Annotated in this window: 15 protein-coding genes; 4 read left to right on the top strand and 11 right to left on the bottom strand. The window is 56.4% G+C overall.

From position 1 onward, the window contains the following. Nucleotides 1-187 precede the first annotated feature (187 nt). Complete coding sequence (locus tag WH50_RS03725) at nucleotides 188-1,573, bottom strand: tyrosine-type recombinase/integrase (protein ID WP_243409984.1); 1,386 nt, start codon at nucleotides 1,571-1,573, stop codon at nucleotides 188-190. 204 nt (nucleotides 1,574-1,777) lie between these two features. Between WH50_RS03725 and WH50_RS03715 the strand changes: the two genes are divergently transcribed. Next, nucleotides 1,778-3,520 (top strand): acyl-CoA dehydrogenase family protein, encoded by a 1,743-nt coding sequence (locus WH50_RS03715; RefSeq protein WP_341476821.1) that lies wholly within the window; start codon nucleotides 1,778-1,780, stop codon nucleotides 3,518-3,520. 36 nt (nucleotides 3,521-3,556) lie between these two features. On the opposite strand, the gene WH50_RS03710 is transcribed toward WH50_RS03715, so the two are convergent. Beyond that, nucleotides 3,557-3,994 carry a thermonuclease family protein gene (locus WH50_RS03710; RefSeq protein ID WP_110186092.1) on the bottom strand — a complete coding sequence of 146 codons (438 nt, stop codon included), beginning with the start codon at nucleotides 3,992-3,994 and terminating at the stop codon, nucleotides 3,557-3,559. Nucleotides 3,995-4,159: 165 nt separating this feature from the next. Here WH50_RS03710 and WH50_RS03705 point away from each other — a divergent pair, with 165 nt between their 5' ends. Next, nucleotides 4,160-4,351 carry a hypothetical protein gene (locus WH50_RS03705; protein ID WP_110186091.1) on the top strand — a complete coding sequence of 64 codons (192 nt, stop codon included), beginning with the start codon at nucleotides 4,160-4,162 and terminating at the stop codon, nucleotides 4,349-4,351. A 69-nt stretch (nucleotides 4,352-4,420) separates the two neighbouring features. On the opposite strand, the gene WH50_RS03700 is transcribed toward WH50_RS03705, so the two are convergent. The 9 genes from WH50_RS03700 to kdoO form a co-directional block, all read right to left on the bottom strand. Next, the gene (locus tag WH50_RS03700) at nucleotides 4,421-4,726 is read right to left on the bottom strand and encodes a YciI-like protein (RefSeq protein ID WP_110186101.1); all 306 of its coding nucleotides are present in this window, start codon (nucleotides 4,724-4,726) and stop codon (nucleotides 4,421-4,423) included. 74 nt (nucleotides 4,727-4,800) lie between these two features. After that, entirely contained in the window at nucleotides 4,801-5,769 is a 969-nt protein-coding gene (locus tag WH50_RS03695; RefSeq protein WP_165838295.1) for an XdhC family protein, read from the bottom strand. Between the two features lie 76 nt (nucleotides 5,770-5,845). Next, on the bottom strand, nucleotides 5,846-6,232 hold the full coding sequence (locus tag WH50_RS03690) for a c-type cytochrome (RefSeq protein ID WP_207780166.1): 387 nt from the start codon (nucleotides 6,230-6,232) through the stop codon (nucleotides 5,846-5,848). 5 nt (nucleotides 6,233-6,237) lie between these two features. Next, a complete protein-coding gene (locus WH50_RS03685; RefSeq protein WP_110186089.1) occupies nucleotides 6,238-8,403 on the bottom strand; it encodes a xanthine dehydrogenase family protein molybdopterin-binding subunit in 2,166 nt (721 codons plus the stop codon). A 3-nt stretch (nucleotides 8,404-8,406) separates the two neighbouring features. Beyond that, nucleotides 8,407-8,865 carry a (2Fe-2S)-binding protein gene (locus WH50_RS03680; protein ID WP_207780165.1) on the bottom strand — a complete coding sequence of 153 codons (459 nt, stop codon included), beginning with the start codon at nucleotides 8,863-8,865 and terminating at the stop codon, nucleotides 8,407-8,409. Nucleotides 8,866-9,242: 377 nt separating this feature from the next. After that, nucleotides 9,243-10,166 carry an AraC family transcriptional regulator gene (locus tag WH50_RS03675; RefSeq protein ID WP_110186088.1) on the bottom strand — a complete coding sequence of 308 codons (924 nt, stop codon included), beginning with the start codon at nucleotides 10,164-10,166 and terminating at the stop codon, nucleotides 9,243-9,245. Between the two features lie 45 nt (nucleotides 10,167-10,211). Further along, complete coding sequence (locus WH50_RS03670) at nucleotides 10,212-10,466, bottom strand: Atu4866 domain-containing protein (protein WP_110186087.1); 255 nt, start codon at nucleotides 10,464-10,466, stop codon at nucleotides 10,212-10,214. 217 nt (nucleotides 10,467-10,683) lie between these two features. Next, complete coding sequence (locus WH50_RS03665) at nucleotides 10,684-11,100, bottom strand: putative quinol monooxygenase (RefSeq protein WP_110186098.1); 417 nt, start codon at nucleotides 11,098-11,100, stop codon at nucleotides 10,684-10,686. Between the two features lie 319 nt (nucleotides 11,101-11,419). Then, entirely contained in the window at nucleotides 11,420-12,301 is an 882-nt protein-coding gene (kdoO, locus tag WH50_RS03660) for a Kdo hydroxylase KdoO (RefSeq protein WP_110186086.1), read from the bottom strand. Between the two features lie 387 nt (nucleotides 12,302-12,688). On the opposite strand from kdoO, the gene WH50_RS03655 reads away from it, so the two are divergent. Both WH50_RS03655 and acnD read left to right on the top strand, forming a co-directional pair. Then, nucleotides 12,689-13,387 (top strand): GntR family transcriptional regulator, encoded by a 699-nt coding sequence (locus WH50_RS03655; protein WP_110186085.1) that lies wholly within the window; start codon nucleotides 12,689-12,691, stop codon nucleotides 13,385-13,387. A gap of 33 nt (nucleotides 13,388-13,420) precedes the next feature. Next, complete coding sequence (gene acnD / locus WH50_RS03650; RefSeq protein ID WP_110186084.1) at nucleotides 13,421-16,051, top strand: Fe/S-dependent 2-methylisocitrate dehydratase AcnD; 2,631 nt, start codon at nucleotides 13,421-13,423, stop codon at nucleotides 16,049-16,051. Nucleotides 16,052-16,138 lie beyond the last annotated feature (87 nt).

The following is a 16,138-nucleotide window of genomic DNA, read 5'->3' as shown; positions in this document are numbered from 1 at the left end:
ATCGTTCTCTGACTATTTTGTTGAGTCAGGAACAAGTGCCCACACGAATTATCCGATTGATTTTTAAAGAGCTTTCAACTTCTTCGCAGCGTTTACTGTGTCGTCGTTGTGGGGGCGCATTATAGGCTCATTAACTTTGGAGTCAACAATTTTCTTTCTGTTGATGTTCCGAATACCTTCCCGTTCCTTAGCGTAACCGGTCCATGGGCTTGTTACGTGCACTCTGATGACGCTCTACCCGTGAGGTATGCAGATATTGGGAGGTCGTGTCGATGCTGTCATGACCGGCATCGGCCTGAACGTGAGACAACGGTCGCTGATTCAGATTGATGTCATGGGAGATACCGGTATGACGCAAGCTATGGGGTGTCATCTGTCGCACCTCTGCTCCATCATGTGTGAAGCCATCCTCTTCCATTGCAGATGCAGTTCGCACAAAAAGCTCATTGATAACCTCCCTCAGTTGCCGAATGCCCAGATTCGCATTCAGCATGCCGCTGTCTCTTCCCCGCTGAGCGACGCGATGCCGGACGAATAAAGGCGTGTCATCACCCACCATGGGTAAAGCTGATAAACCTAGCCACGCCCGATAGCGCCGCAGAGCATTCAACAACGAGTCAGACACAGCGACGGTACGCCGCTTTCCTCCTTTACTACGCGGAATATAAAAACCCCATACACCGGTTTTCTGGTCACGCCGGAACTGCCCCATAGAAGGAGAAAACCCCGGTCGTGCCGCCACCTCTGAAATTCTCAGATAGCAGCTGTACATCAGACTGACGAGAAACAACGTACGTTCGTGAAACTCGGGGTCTTCCAGCGCCATTTTTTCGGCAGTACCCATAATGTAGGACCACTGCAGCTCCGTAAATGCTTTCAGGTCTTCGTTATCCTCACCCGCCACACTATTTTGCGCGGCGTCGCGGAATCGACCCAGCTTCAGCAAAATAGCGGCAGGATTACGCTCCGAATACTCTTCATTAATGAGGTAAATGAAAAACGCCGACAGAATCGCCAGCTTGGTCCGCAACGCCTTCTCGCTGATTCGATAAGGTAACTCCCTGCCATCCTGCTTTTTACCGAGAAAGGGTCGCCATAAGGGATTCGGTACACGCTCGCCTGTTTCCTTGATAGCAATGAACTGAGCCACATTACGATAGGCAATCAATGCCACTGGCGGGTTCTCACAATAGTCCAGATAGCGCCCAAGAATGCGCCGGGTAATGTCACTTACAGCTATCTGCTCAACATCAAAGCACCAGTGCAAAAAGGTGGTCAGCTCACTGCGATACGCCTTGTAGTTGTTCTCACTATGTCGCTGCTCCAGTAGCCAGTCCACCGCATATTCATAAACCAGAGTAGCATCCTGCTGGCTGGTAAGAGACAACCTGGTCAGATGTTGGTTGATATGCGGGTTGCCATCCTCCAGCAGCTGCACCGTATCAAACAAAGGTAATACCGGCGGCAGTTCACCCATCGAAGGTGAGTCAACAGTAAAGTCTGTATCCATTTCGGCATGTGGCGACTGATGAGCTGGTGGAGTAAATGATGAAGGTGAGGATTGGGTCGTCATGGTACTTCTCAGTGGCGACAAAATTCTGATCCCTTAGTCGGGATCGCCACACAGTGTACATATAGCCAGACTGTATATCCATCCACCCTCTTTAGCGCTTGTCTTTATACATATGTTTATTTATAAAATGTTATTTATATAAACAATATAAAAATAAACATATAGGACAGCGAGCATGAACACCTACTCCGCCCCCTCCTCGATATAGAGTTTCTTCTCAACCACAGCCGTCATCACACGGGCTGGTGCAATCGTCCCGACCTTGCAGATCTGGATCCTGAACTGATTAAAGCGGTACTGGAGGAGGCCGGTAAATTTGCCACAGGTGAACTGGCAGCGCTGAATCAAAGCGGAGATAGGGAAGGCTGTCACTGGCAGGATGGAAAAGTGACGACTCCCCGTGGCTGGCACGCGGCCTATCAACAGTTCTGCGAAGGGGGATGGTTGAGTCTGGCCCTACCAGAACGTATCGGAGGGCAAGGTTTGCCCAAACTGCTAGCCATGGCGGTAAATGAAATGTGGCTGTCTGCCAACATGGCCTTCGTCATGTTCCATGCACTGTCACAAGGCGGCTGCGAGATTCTGCTGCATGCCGCGAATGCAGCACAGCAGGCGCGCTATCTTCCCGCACTGGCCTCGGGTCAGTGGTCTTTAGCCATGGCGCTGACCGAACCGAACGCAGGCTCAGACCTGGCACCCACAACAACCAAAGCCTTTCCACTGGGTGATGGACTGTACCGGATTAAAGGTCAGAAGCTGTTCATTACCTACGGTGAGCATGACCTGACGGAAAACATTCTTCATCTGGTACTGGCACGTACTCCCGATGCTGCCCCCGGTTCCCGTGGCATGTCGCTGTACATCGTTCCCAAATATCGGATCAAACCCGATGGCACCCTGGGTGATGAAAATGATCTTCGCTGTATGTCGATAGAACACAAGCTCGGTCTGCACGGCAGCCCTACCTGCTCCATCAGCTATGGCGATCAGGATAACTGTATCGGAGAGCTGATTGGCAACGAAGGTCAGGGATTGTCATTGATGTTCATCCTGATGAATGAAGCGCGGTTGAGTACCGGCCTCCAAGGGGTCGCAACAGGTGAAATGGCCTATCAGCGCGCTTTGAGCTACGCCAGTGAGCGTATGCAGGGAAATCACTGGCAGGACAACAAGCGCCGCGTCGCCTTGATTGAGCATCCCGATGTAGCTCGTATGCTGCTGTCGATGCGATCGCGGGTACTCGGCCTGCGCTCCCTCGCCTATCTGATCTCTGCTCGCATTGATCTGGCCAATCACTGCACCGACCAGAACGAGCAGCATACCCTGCTCGCAAATGTGGCGTTACTGACCCCCATTTTTAAAGCCTTCGCCACCGAGCAAGGCCACGAAATGAGTAGCACGGCCATTCAGATCTTTGGCGGTATGGGCTTTATTGAAGAAACCGGTGTCGCACAACTCATGCGCGACAGTCGCGTTACCACTATCTATGAAGGTACCACCGGCATTCAGGCCAAAGACCTGCTGTTCCGGAAAATCCTCAGTGATCGTGGCATGGCACTCCGTCAATTGCTGGATGAGGTCAACGCCTGTGCAGATCGCCTCCTTTCTTCCACTGCCTTGCGATTTCCGGCTCAACAGCTAATGGCCTGCAGCGAACAGCTGCAACAGGTTATTGATGAATTACTCACCGATGAGAATGCAGTACAACTGCGTTGCTACGCAGGTGCCGTCCCGCTTCTGGATGCCCTGGGCTATCTGCTCACGGGCTGGCAACTGGCGGAACTGGCCAGCTCACTGCAGCTGGCCGAATACGAAACCACCTATCAGCAGAATATAGTGGCGCTGGCGCAGTTCTATACTGCCCATCATCTGGTCAAAGTCCCTGCTTTGCTGCAGACCGTTGCCACCGCAGAGACCGGTCTTGCCGACTATCGCTTCAACACATGACTAGCAGAGTCGGCAGGCGCTGCGCAGTGCCTGCCCTCAGCACCACTTCTGTTTGGTTTCACCGAAATAGGGATAGGCAAGACGCTTATTGATCAGCAGGTCCGCCAGTTTGACGTTGTCAATATAAACATCTGCAAGTATGCGGAAGTACTTGTCACGCTGCAGATGACGCAGCTCGATCACCCGCGCGCGGCGCAGAGCTGCCACAGTGACCTGCTTGGCCTGCTGTGCCAGATTCTTTTCCCGCGGGCACTGGCCTTTGATTTCGGGCGCATCGATGCCGTACACCCTGACCGGCACCCGCTCACCGACAATCCCGGGCCAGTTCTGAATATTCACCGTGAAGGTATCAGCATCATAGATGGAAGTGACTTCACTGACTCGCACCGTGCCATATTCCCGGGGAGCAGAGTGAACAGAAAACGAAACAAGTAATGCAGTAGCGCATAACAGGATACGACGGAGCGACAACATAAAAGCACACACCGATACGTGGGACTACCAATAACCACGCCCGCATTGTAGGCCAGCAGTGCGGAACACAGATGCATTTTGATGTTTAAAAATGTAACGAATTCAACTGGTTAGTTAACGATAAAAGATCACGCCTTATGTGAACGAGCCTGCAGGTCGGCTTTCATGGTATGTGCCGGCAGCAACTTCCCCAAATACGACGTCAACCCCAATAGCGGCGAACCCGAAGGGCAAGCCCGATTCAAACGCACTGCCAACAACAGGGTGCACCTGTCTGCACGCTATCCATCCCATCTGACACTCAACGTACTGCCAGCACAGAGCGTGGATAATGCCAGCAGCGGTACGAACACCTGATCGCCTTGTACTAACTAAAAACGATTCAGGCAGCCTGTGTGCTGCCTGAGTTCCTGTCATTGCCGGAGTTCAGCCCGGCGGGATCGGGTGTAATGCCTGTTCGCCCACGACCGTGAACCACTCTCTTGCCTGCCACTGCCGCACCAGTCCGTTGATAACATAGGGATCAGCTCCGGCGAAGGCTTCCACCTCAGCGACATCGGTGACTTTGAACACAATCACGCCCTGCATCGGACCCTCGGTGGTGGCACCGCCCAGCACCAGTTGCCCGGACGCCAGAAAAGGCTCGCAGTGCGCCAGATGGGCCTGACGATACTGGCCACGCTGTTCGAGATACTCGTCGACATAATCATAGGTAAGCAAAACATGTTTCATTCTGACGGCCTCTTTGTAGCTGCACATCCGCAACGTCTGACAACGCTTTCACACGTTGTTGCAACATAGCCTGATCAGACGATCAAACCCAGTGTTCGTGCTTCGGCTACCACCTCTGCGACAATTCCCAACGCCAGTGGCAGACGGCTCTTCGCCCCCCTGATCAGCCCGATCGGGCCTTTCACCCGGGCGATCTGTGCCTCAGCCACACCCTGTTCCTGCAGATACTGCAAACGCAGCTGATGCGCTCTGGGGCTACCCATCGCACCGATATAAAACGCTGGCGTACCGAGCAGCCGATGGAGAATGTCGGCCTCAATATCGTGGTCATGGAAACACAGCACCACTGCACTCCAGGGATCAATCCCCGACAAGTCCAGTCTCGCCGCTGTCGCGAAATGATGGTTGGCACTGATACCGACTGACGCCACTTCACGCAGCGTTGTCTGGTTGTTGGTGTAGCTCTGGGTCTCAAGCTCCATCGCCGCCGCAATATGACCAATAGCCGCCACCGCCGGGCCTGCACCGATAACAATCATCTGTGGCGCAGGCAGATGGGCACGCCAGAATTCGTCACCGCGACGCTGGGTGCTTGCCGGTTGGCCAGGCTGCATTTCCACAATACGGCTCTGCCCGCTGGGCAAATCCGTCACATGCCAGAACGGTACGCGCTGCTGCTTGAGCTGCATGACCTGCTCGATCAGCGCCAGACTAAGGCTCTGGTCGTAGTAGATATCCAGCCCGCAGCCGCAAGGCAGCTCAATATCCACGTAGGGAGAATCCTTGCCGTAACGACTGCTGCGGTTGTGCCGTTGCTGCAGGCACTCGACCGCCTCCAGCGCCACGCTTTTCTCCACACAGCCACCGGACAGATAACCAACAAACTCACCGGAGTCTGTAACGGCCATCTGCGCCCCCAGTGCCCGTGGTGACGAACCTTCGATATGGATCAAGGATACCAGCGCGGTACGGTAGCCGCGCCGGGCCCAGCGTAACAGCCGGGGCCAGACATCTTCCTGATTATCGAACTGATTGATGATCACGTGGCCATACTCCTGTTGCCAGGCCCTGACGTGCACGATCACACCACGAAGGGGAGATCGTGCACGGGCTCCAGCGCTACTGACCGGTACTCAGGGTCTGCAGATAAGCAATCACATCGGCACGGTCAGACGCAGAAGGAATACTGAACGGCATGGTCGTCCCCGGCACCGCCGCAAAAGGCGATGTCAGAAAGGTATCCAGCGATGCGGCATCCCACACCACGTCATAGCTTTTCAGCGCCTGAGTGTAGTTGATGCCCGCCAGCGAACCGGCATGACGCCCCACCACGCCCAGCAGGCTCGGCCCTACCAGTGGCGAACCATTGGTGGTGTGGTAGGCACTGCACTGAGCGGTAAACAGCTCGCGGCCATGGCCTGCGTCCCCCGCCGCCAGTGTGCTACCGGCATAGGCGATGGCGGTCAGTGTCATCAGGTGTAAAGCAGTACGACGAATTACCTTCATCTACGTCAGACCTTAAGTTCAGAAGGGTTGATAGGCAGTGTGCGAATACGCTTGCCAGTGGCAGCAAAGACGGCGTTGGTAATCGCCGGGAATACGGCGGCTGTGCCCGTCTCACCGACGCCACCGGGCGCTTCGAGACTGTCGACGATATGCACGTCAACAAGCGGCGCCTCATACATCCGCACCGGCTGATAGGTGTCGAAGTTACTCTGCTGAACCTGCCCGTCCTTGACGGTAATGGCACCGTAGAGCGCCGCAGTCAGGCCGAATACTGCCCCGCCTTCGATCTGCGCTTTGACCGTATCCGGGTTGACCGTCAAACCACAGTCAATCACCGCATGAATACGCTGGCAGCGCACCGCGCCCTGCTCACTGACGGCCACTTCCGCGACCATTGCCAGATAGCTGCCAAAGGCAAACTGCACCGACACACCCAGACCGTGACGTTCCGGCAACTGCTTGCCCCACCCCGCCTGCTTCAGCGCCAGTTCCAGTACCTGCCTGGCACGGGGGTTATTGCCCAGCAACGCCAGACGATAGCTGGCCGGATCCTGTTTGGCCGCTGCCGCCATTTCGTCAATAAAGCTTTCCACCATAAAGACGTTGTGCGTCGGGCCTACTCCACGCCACCAGGACGTCAGCACACCGCGAGGCTCAACGCGACGGAACTCGACACGGATATTGTCAAATTCATACGGCGGCTCTTTGGCGCCCTCCACCCCGTCCGGGTCGACACCGTTCACGAAAGCACCGGGGAAGGCACGCGCCATGATGGATGAGCCAGATACCCGGTGAAACCACGCCACCGGCTTACCTTCCGCATCAAGGCCACCCCACAGGCGGTCGTAGTAGTAGGGGCGATAGAAACCGTGCTGGATGTCCTCTTCACGGCTCCAGATCACCTTGACCGGCCCCTGGACCTGTTTGGCAACCTTGACCGCGTGGATCATACCGTCCAGTTCAAGGCGACGGCCAAAGGCACCGCCCATCAGGAAGTTATTGATAAACACTGACTCCGGCGGCAGTCCGGTCAGCTGGGCAACGGTTGCCTGCGCCAGCGTCAGGGTCTGGCAGCCACCCCATACATCACAGCGCTTATCAGTGATCTCTACCGTGTAGTTCATCGGCTCCATCGGCGCATGGGACAGGAACGGCAACTGGTACACAGCCTCCAGACGCGTGGTGGCTGATGCCAGCGCCTTTTCGACATCGCCATCGTTGCGGGCCAGCCCGCCGCTCTGTTGCGATTCGCTGTCCAGCTGCTGCACAACCTCTTCCATGCCGACACTGGCGTTGTCGCCAAAGTCCCACTGAATGCTGGCCGCTCGCAGGCCCTTCATGGCGGCCCAGGTGTTGTCAGCCACAACGGCCACTGCCTCATCGGTCAGCACCACCTGCTGCACACCGCGAACAGCTTTGATGGCGGCTTCATCCACTGCCACGGGTTTACCGCCCAGCACCGGACACACCGCAATAGCGGCGTGTTTGAGATTGGCAGTCTGAAAGTCGATACCGTACTGCGCCTTGCCGCGCACCTTGTCGGGGGTATCAATACGATGGTGCGGCTTGCCCAGCAGCGTCATCTGTTCACGTGTTTTCAGTACCACACTGTCTGCAGCCGGTTGCGGCAGCCCGGCTGCCACATCCACCAGCTCACCGTAGCTCAGCTTGCGCTGGCCACTGGCATCATAGACATAACCACTGCTGGCTTTGCAGCTCGCCGGGTCGACCTTCCACACCTGCGCCGCCGCGGCAATCAGCAGCGTGCGGGCTACTGCACCGGCCTGACGTAATGGCGTCCAGAAGGCACGTATGGTGGTCGAACCGCCGGTCACCTGATAGCCACCGATGGCCGGGTTACCGTACAACGCGGCATTGGCCGGAGAAGCCAGCACCTTAACGGTATCGACATCCACTTCCAGCTCTTCCGCCAGCAGCATGGACTGGGCCATGTACACGCCCTGCCCGACTTCCGCCATGGGCATCACCAGCGTGACCTGGTTGTCATGGCCGATCCGGATAAAAGCACCCAGATCCGTGAGGCTGGCCTCAGGCTGTGCTGCCAGCACCTGAGCAGGCAACTGCAGCCCGACGATCAGACCACCGCCCAGCATGCCACCGAGTTTGAGAAACTGACGACGATCCAACGCAGGAGAATTGATTGCGCTCATGGCTCAGACCTCCTGCGCTGCGTTCTTGATGGCCTGCCGGATACGCTGATACGTACCGCAGCGGCAGACGTTGCCGGACATGGCGCCATCGATATCGGCATCGGTCGGGTGAGCATTGCTGAGCAGCAGCGCGGTGGCTGACATCAGCTGGCCAGACTGGCAATAGCCACATTGCGGCACATCCAGCTCAACCCATGCCTGTTGCAGGGCTTTGCCCTGAGGCAGCGCATCAATCGATTCGATAGTGGTGATACTGCCGCCTTTGGCGACACTGACGGGTGTCAGGCAGGAACGGATGGCCTGATTATTAAGCATCACGGTGCAGGCACCGCACAGGGCTTTGCCACAGCCGAATTTGGTCCCTGTCAGTCCGACGATATCGCGGATCGCCCACAGCAGGGGCATGTCATCGTCGACATCCAGGTCATAGGGCTTACCGTTGATCTGCAGTTGGATGGCCATCGTGTTTCCCTCATCAAGTTCGCTCTACCGGCTTTTATCCGAGCATCCTATGTCACCCACGCCAGGACGGAATGCCCATTGCTACGGCAGACTTGCCTGATTCTCCGAAGCTACTTACGGAAAGCTGACAAACGTCTTCCTGAGAGGGAGGGAGATACAGTGCTCTGTCGATCTGAACTGTTGGGGGAAGGATCAATGCATGCCCAGCGAACTCCGATAAGTGAGCCTCTCATCAACGCCGGTAACTTGTCATTGCCGGCGCCAGCAGTGGCCTCGGTGAAGCCACTGCCCACCATCTGGCCCCGCCCCAATAGTCGGGAGCCCGATGGTGGGTAGCCTTTATTTGATTAGGAAAGGAGACATTGCGAAGAGGGCTATCAGGCTATGGCAACTGCTGTTATCTCCTCCTGAGTACGGTAGCGCTCCATGTCCTTGGACGGTGACAAACCGAACATCCGCGAGTATTCACGGCTGAACTGCGACGGGCTGTCATACCCAACCTCATACCCCGCTCTGGACACTTCCAGATCCTGCGAGAACATCAGACTGCGAGCCTCCTGCAAACGCAGCTGCTTCTGATACTGCAGGGGCGTCATATGCGTGACGGCCTTGAAGTGCTGGAAGAATGCCGCCGAACTCATGCAGGAAATATCCAGCAGTTCGCTGATATCGAAAGGCTCACGGAAGCGCTCACGAATATGCTGGATCGCCGCACTGATACGGCGCAGCCGACTGTCACGGTTAGCGATCTGCTGAATCAGCGGCCCCTGTTCACTATTGATCAGCCAGTACAGAATTTCCCGCTCGGCCAGCGGCGCGATGTAGGAAATATCACCCGGGCTGTCCAGCAGCGAAACCAGACGGATCATGGCATCCAGCAGGCGTGGCGTTACCAGATTGATGTTCAGCGCCTTGTCGTTACGGGGTGATGCATCGTGCTTGATATTGAGATCGAGCATCATGTCACTCAGCCCCTTCACGTCCAGATCAAGACGGATACCGAGATAAGGTTCCTCCGGCGATGCCTGGAACACATGACCTGCCACCGGCACATCGACCGATACCACCAGATAGTGGGCCGGGTCATAGATATAGGTTTCCTTCCCCAGAGTGGCCTTTTTCGCTCCCTGAACAATCAGACACAGCGCCGGTTCATACAGGCCGTGTCTGGGCTCTGTTGGCTCTGAAAGCCGAGCCAGGTTCAGACGAGGAATCGCCGTTTCATAGAGACAGTCAGACGGGCAGAATCGGGTCAGCATGCCTGCCAGTTCTTTGGTACGTACAGCGATGTCGTCGTTCATCAATCCTCCTTGAGCACACGGTGTGTGCATCATGACAACATGTCATCAGCCATGCAGGCGTTCCCGATACAGGATCATCCCGGCATGGTACAGAACACCATTAACAAAATCGCCTTCAGCGTCGAAACCCTTGTCGTCCTGATAATCAATGTGGTCATTGCTTATCTGGTACCACCCTTGGTAGGCGTGATGCCGTGTGCCTCTGTGCTCGACATAGCGTCCGTCGAGCATCAGTTCATGGCGTATATAGCCGTCGGCGGTCACCCACATGCCTACGTAGGGGTGGAGCTGGGTCTTCATGATTGCGATCTCCTCAGTGAGTCAGGCAGCCATTCCGTGCGGTCACTCACCCTGATCGAAGGTGATCATCGAACCTGTTTACGATCTGCTGCGCGTCGGCTAAAGGCGTTGGGAAGTCAGTTCCCGGTTGAGTGAAACGGGCTGGCAAGATCGTGAACCTGTTGCGGGTGACGGAATGGAAAAGCGTTGTCGTTATTGGGTTCAGGGCCATCTGGCGTCAGCAGGCTTTACCCAGCAGATGGCGAAACGGTGTCACGTTGATCCAGTCCAGCCGTTCTGCCACTGACGGGTGTGCCGGGGAGCGGCTGGTGTCAGGCTGAGCACCGCTGCTCTGCGCAGGTGTGCTCATCATCTGGTAGTGGTAAAGGTCAAACACGCCGTGTACCAGTTCTGGCAGGCGGTCGATAAAGTGCTGCATATGTGGCTGGCGAAAATGAGCCTGCAGGTCATCCTCATTGCGCCAGCGCTCAACGATGACCCACAGATCCTGGTCATCCAGCGACTGGTGCACATCAAATGCCTGGCACCCTTCCTCCGCCCGACTGGGCTCCACCAGCTCGATCAGTGCCCGTCCTAAATGAAGAGATTGGCCCTGCTGTGCGCGAACATAGGCCATGATGGTCAGTGCTTCCATGGTGTCCTCCGGCTGACAGATGCCGTGCATCTGCCTGATCAAAAAAGAGGGTGAGGTCATGGATAACAGAGGGAACTGCGGTGTTATCCATGGCAACCATGATGCACCAACGAACGCCAGCGCTATTAGTCAGATGGTCTGCAAGACTTGCACAATACTCCAGACTGCGCTGTTTGTGAGTTGAAGTATGCTTGATCGCCTGAGCTTGCTGTAAAGCCTGAATGAGCGATGAAGCAGGATGAAGCCTGCTTCATTCAGATCTGTTTGAGGAGAACAATCAGAAAAGCACTTACGCTTTTTTAGACCAGCTTACGCTTTTTTAGACCAGCGCCCGCCCCTGCAGGCGCTGCAGGATACCCAATGGCGCCCATTCAGGTTTGGCCATGGCAGTGACGGGCAGAAAGAAAGTCTGCTCCAGCATATGCTGCCCGGACATCACGGCATGGGAGGTCTGATCAGAGAAGCAGATCCATACTGCGCCCTGCGGAAACGGCATGGTTTCCTGATCGCAACTGCGCTGATATTCCATATCGGCCTTCATGGCGTCATGCAGATTGAGCATCAGATGGTCATAACGGCTGCGTGGACTCTTGGTGATGTGTAACCAATGCAGCAGTTTGGCCGAGCCCGGAAACGGTGATTTGATCCGGGGCAGAAAGCGCTTTGCCACCTGCTCGAAGGGCTCACCCACCCGCCACACACGCGGCGCGCCGCTGGGATTGACGTTGGTAAACACCCGCAAGATCCGCTCGCCATAGTTGGGGCGAGAGGGGAAGGCATCAATATGCAGCCTGCTGTCATCCTTGCGCCAGGAGGTTTGCCGCCCTTCCACCTGCATCAGGCGCAGGCTGGTAGGTGCGGTGCGCAGACGCTGCCGGTATTCAGGGAACAAGCCATCCACCAGCGCACAGGCCTGCTGCTGAAAACGCCCTACCAGCTCACGCACGGGCTGCTGTTTGTCATCAGCCAGTACACCGTGCAACACCCCTCCGTTGGCGGCCAGGCTGATATTCTTGCGTTTGGGGTCGGCAATGGCAGGGTCAAGCAACGGTGCTTCATTATCCTGCAGGGTGAAATTCAGTTTGGGGAAGTACAGTACCTTGCCACTTTCAAGGGCTTCCAGCAGCAGCTGGCGGGAGACAGGTAACTCCTGACCATTCCAGTCGCTGGAGGTCACTTCAAGAATCTGTGATTGGCTCATAATGGCGCGCCGTACGTGGGGTAAAACAATCCTTGAGGGGCGCTCTGGATGCACAGATGGCAGTCAGGCTGCAGCCGTGAGGAGCGATGCTACGGCTGGATACATCCCTTATTCCTTCAAGGTCCGGGCGAAAATTGTATCAATCACTACATTTGTAAAGACGGAAGATTAATGGAGCTTTTGTGGACAAATAATGCACAGTCGCCTGAGAGCAGACTTAACTTCCATTGGGTCACCGCTCTGCCGATGATTGTTGACAATTAGTCGAATTTTTAGAATTATACACTCCGCAAAATCCTCACATTGTTGACAATACATCTCTCATCTGCTTTTTTAACCTCCTGAATCCGCAGTTCACCGACAATTGTTGACACCACTGAAGACACCATGAGCAAAATCCTCAGCCCGAAGCTGTCTGACAGCCACGACGACAAAACTTTGTCGGACCATGTTTTTCGCAAGCTGCAGACTGCCATCGTCAAGGGCGAGATGGCGCCCGGCAGCAAAATTTCCGAGCCTGAACTGGCCCGCACCTATGGCATCAGCCGTGGCCCACTGCGTGAGGCACTGAGCCGTCTCGAAGGACAAAAGCTGCTGGTACGCATTCCTCATGTGGGTGCACGGGTTGTTTCCCTCAGCCATGAAGAACTGATTGAGCTGTATCAGGTGCGCGAGTCACTGGAAGGGCTGGCCTGCCGGCTGGCGGCAGAGCGAATGCAACCCCATGAAATAGAAGAGCTGCGCCGCGTGCTGGATGCCCATGAACAGGATGAAGCTTTTCAGGCGGGCCGTGGCTACTACCAGCAGGAAGGTGACTACGACTTCCACTATCGCATCGTGCAGGGTACCGGCAATCAGATGCTGATCCGCATTCTCTGCAACGAGCTTTATCAGCTGGCGCGGATGTACCGCATTCAATACTCGGCAACGCCCAATCGGCCACGACAGGCATTTGCCGAACATCACCGGATTCTCGACGCCATTGCCGAAGGCGATGGTGAGCTGGCGGAGATGCTGATGCGCCGTCATATCAGCGCCTCCCGCCGCAATATCGAACGACAGATCGAACGCCAAGCAGAGCGTTAAAAGACAAAAAACACTCTGAAGGAGTGATTAGCGATGACCCATAACAACACCCCTCTTCCCGTCAACGCCCAGTATCGCAAGCCCCTGCCCGGCGCCCCTGTGGAGTATTTCGACACCCGTGCCGCAGTAGAAGCGATCCAGCCTGGTGCCTGGGCACGCCTGCCCTACACATCCCGCATCCACGCTGAAAACCTGGTACGCAAATGCGACCCGGCCATGCTGACCGAGTGCCTGACCCAGATTGTGGAAGGCAAGCGCGAGCTGGACTTCCCCTGGTTCCCTACCCGCGTGGTATGCCACGACATTCTTGGCCAGACGGCGCTGGTGGACCTTGCCGGGTTGCGTGATGCCATTGCCGATCAGGGCGGCGACCCCGCCAAGGTCAACCCGGTGGTGCCGGTCCAGCTGATCGTTGACCACTCACTGGCCGTCGAACATCCCGGTTTCGAGCAGGATGCCTTCAGCAAGAACCGTGCGGTGGAAGACCGCCGCAATGATGACCGCTTCCACTTCATCAACTGGACCAAACAGGCGTTCAAGAATGTGGACGTGATTCCTCCCGGCAACGGCATCATGCACCAGATCAATCTGGAGAAAATGTCGCCGGTGATTCACAACGACAATGGTCTGGCCTATCCCGATACCTGCGTCGGCACCGACAGTCATACTCCTCACGTGGATGCACTGGGCGTGATTGCCGTCGGTGTCGGCGGCCTCGAAGCTGAAAACGTTATGCTGGGCCGTGCCTCCTGGATGCGTCTACCCGATATCATCGCGGTTGAGCTGACTGGCAAACCCCAGCCCGGTATCACAGCTACCGATGTGGTGCTGTCTCTGACTGAATTCCTGCGCAAGGAGAAGGTGGTCGGTGCCTATCTTGAGTTCCGTGGGGAAGGCGCTGCGGCCCTGACGCTCGGCGACCGTGCCACCATTTCCAACATGGCCCCGGAATACGGCGCCACGGCGGCACTGTTCTACATTGACCAGCAAACCATTGATTACCTGAACCTGACCGGGCGCGATGCGGATCAGGTCAAACTGGTGGAAACCTATGCCAAAGAAGCGGGTCTGTGGGCGGACACGCTGAAAGATGCGGTGTTCGAGCGCACGCTGCATTTTGATCTGTCTACCGTAGTACGCACGCTGGCGGGCCCATCTAACCCCCATCGCCGCCTGCCCGTTTCAGCGCTGGCCGAGCGTGGCATTGCCGTCGATCTGGATAAAGCCAAAGCGGAAGAGGCTGAAGGCCTGATGCCGGACGGCGCGGTGATCATCGCCGCCATCACCAGCTGCACCAATACCAGTAACCCGCGCAACGTGATTGCCGCGGGCCTGCTGGCACGCAATGCCAATAAATACGGACTGGTGCGCAAGCCCTGGGTCAAGACCTCGCTGGCACCCGGCTCCAAAGCGGTACAGCTGTATCTGCAGGAATCCGGCCTTGAAGCCGAGCTGGAAAAACTGGGCTTCGGTGTCGTCGCTTTTGCCTGCACCACCTGTAACGGCATGTCAGGTGCGCTTGATCCGAAGATCCAGCAGGAAATCATCGACCGTGATCTGTACGCCACAGCGGTACTGTCGGGTAACCGCAACTTCGATGGCCGTATCCATCCCTATGCCAAGCAGGCATTCCTCGCCTCACCACCGCTGGTCGTGGCCTATTCCATCGCCGGTACCATGCGCTTTGATATCGAGAAAGACGTGCTGGGCGTGGTTGACGGTCAGGAAATCCGTCTCAAGGACATCTGGCCGACCGACGAGGAAATCGATGCGGTAGTAAAAGCCGCGGTCAAACCTGAGCAGTTCCGTCAGGTCTATATCCCCATGTTTGCCAAACAGGATGACAAGGCAGAGCAGATTGATCCTCTGTACCAGTGGCGCCCGATGAGCACTTACATCCGCCGTCCGCCCTACTGGGAAGGTGCGCTGGCCGGTGAGCGTACCCTCAAGGGCATGCGCCCTCTGGCCGTACTGCCCGATAACATCACCACCGATCACCTGTCACCCTCTAATGCCATTCTGGCCAGCTCAGCCGCGGGTGAATATCTGACCAAGATGGGTCTGCCAGAGGAGGACTTTAACTCCTATGCCACCCATCGCGGTGACCACCTGACCGCCCAGCGCGCCACCTTCGCCAACCCTCAGCTGGTTAACGAGATGGCCGTCGTTGACGGTGAAGTGAAGAAAGGTTCTCTGGCTCGTGTCGAACCCGACGGCACCGTAATGCGCATGTGGGAAGCCATCGAAACCTACATGAACCGCAAACAACCACTGATCATCGTGGCAGGTGCCGACTACGGTCAGGGCTCGTCCCGTGACTGGGCCGCCAAGGGCGTGCGTCTGGCCGGTGTCGAGGCCATTGTGGCAGAAGGCTTCGAGCGTATTCACCGCACCAACCTGATTGGCATGGGCGTGCTGCCTCTGGAGTTCAAACCCGGCACCACCCGTAAGACGCTGGGCCTCGATGGTACCGAAACCTACGACGTCATTGGCCAGCGCAAACCACGGGCTGATCTGACACTGGTGGTTCATCGTCGTAACGGTGAACGCATTGAAGTGACCGTCACCTGCCGTCTGGATACCGCAGAAGAGGTGTCGATCTACGAGGCAGGCGGTGTGCTGCAGCGCTTCGCTCAGGACTTTTTGGAATCGGAAGTGGCGTAAGTCTGAGACTAGCAGGGTATGAACCGGTCACGTTCATACCCTGCCAGACTTGATCAGACAACGACGTTGTTACAGTTCAGGAACCCC

Origin of the sequence: Pokkaliibacter plantistimulans, from assembly GCF_003194385.1 — a bacterium.
Classification (GTDB): domain Bacteria; phylum Pseudomonadota; class Gammaproteobacteria; order Pseudomonadales; family Balneatricaceae; genus Pokkaliibacter; species Pokkaliibacter plantistimulans.
This window is presented reverse-complemented; position numbering and strand designations above follow the sequence as displayed.

Coding starts and splice junctions, on each gene's coding strand:
- WH50_RS03725 (WP_243409984.1), bottom strand. CDS start 1,573: ATGACGACCCAATCCTCACCTTCATCATTTACTCCACCAGCTCATCAG.
- WH50_RS03710 (WP_110186092.1), bottom strand. CDS start 3,994: ATGTTGTCGCTCCGTCGTATCCTGTTATGCGCTACTGCATTACTTGTT.
- WH50_RS03705 (WP_110186091.1), top strand. CDS start 4,160: ATGGTATGTGCCGGCAGCAACTTCCCCAAATACGACGTCAACCCCAAT.
- WH50_RS03700 (WP_110186101.1), bottom strand. CDS start 4,726: ATGAAACATGTTTTGCTTACCTATGATTATGTCGACGAGTATCTCGAA.
- WH50_RS03690 (WP_207780166.1), bottom strand. CDS start 6,232: ATGAAGGTAATTCGTCGTACTGCTTTACACCTGATGACACTGACCGCC.
- WH50_RS03685 (WP_110186089.1), bottom strand. CDS start 8,403: ATGAGCGCAATCAATTCTCCTGCGTTGGATCGTCGTCAGTTTCTCAAA.
- WH50_RS03680 (WP_207780165.1), bottom strand. CDS start 8,865: ATGGCCATCCAACTGCAGATCAACGGTAAGCCCTATGACCTGGATGTC.
- WH50_RS03675 (WP_110186088.1), bottom strand. CDS start 10,166: ATGAACGACGACATCGCTGTACGTACCAAAGAACTGGCAGGCATGCTG.
- WH50_RS03670 (WP_110186087.1), bottom strand. CDS start 10,466: ATGAAGACCCAGCTCCACCCCTACGTAGGCATGTGGGTGACCGCCGAC.
- WH50_RS03665 (WP_110186098.1), bottom strand. CDS start 11,100: ATGGAAGCACTGACCATCATGGCCTATGTTCGCGCACAGCAGGGCCAA.
- kdoO (WP_110186086.1), bottom strand. CDS start 12,301: ATGAGCCAATCACAGATTCTTGAAGTGACCTCCAGCGACTGGAATGGT.
- WH50_RS03655 (WP_110186085.1), top strand. CDS start 12,689: ATGAGCAAAATCCTCAGCCCGAAGCTGTCTGACAGCCACGACGACAAA.
- acnD (WP_110186084.1), top strand. CDS start 13,421: ATGACCCATAACAACACCCCTCTTCCCGTCAACGCCCAGTATCGCAAG.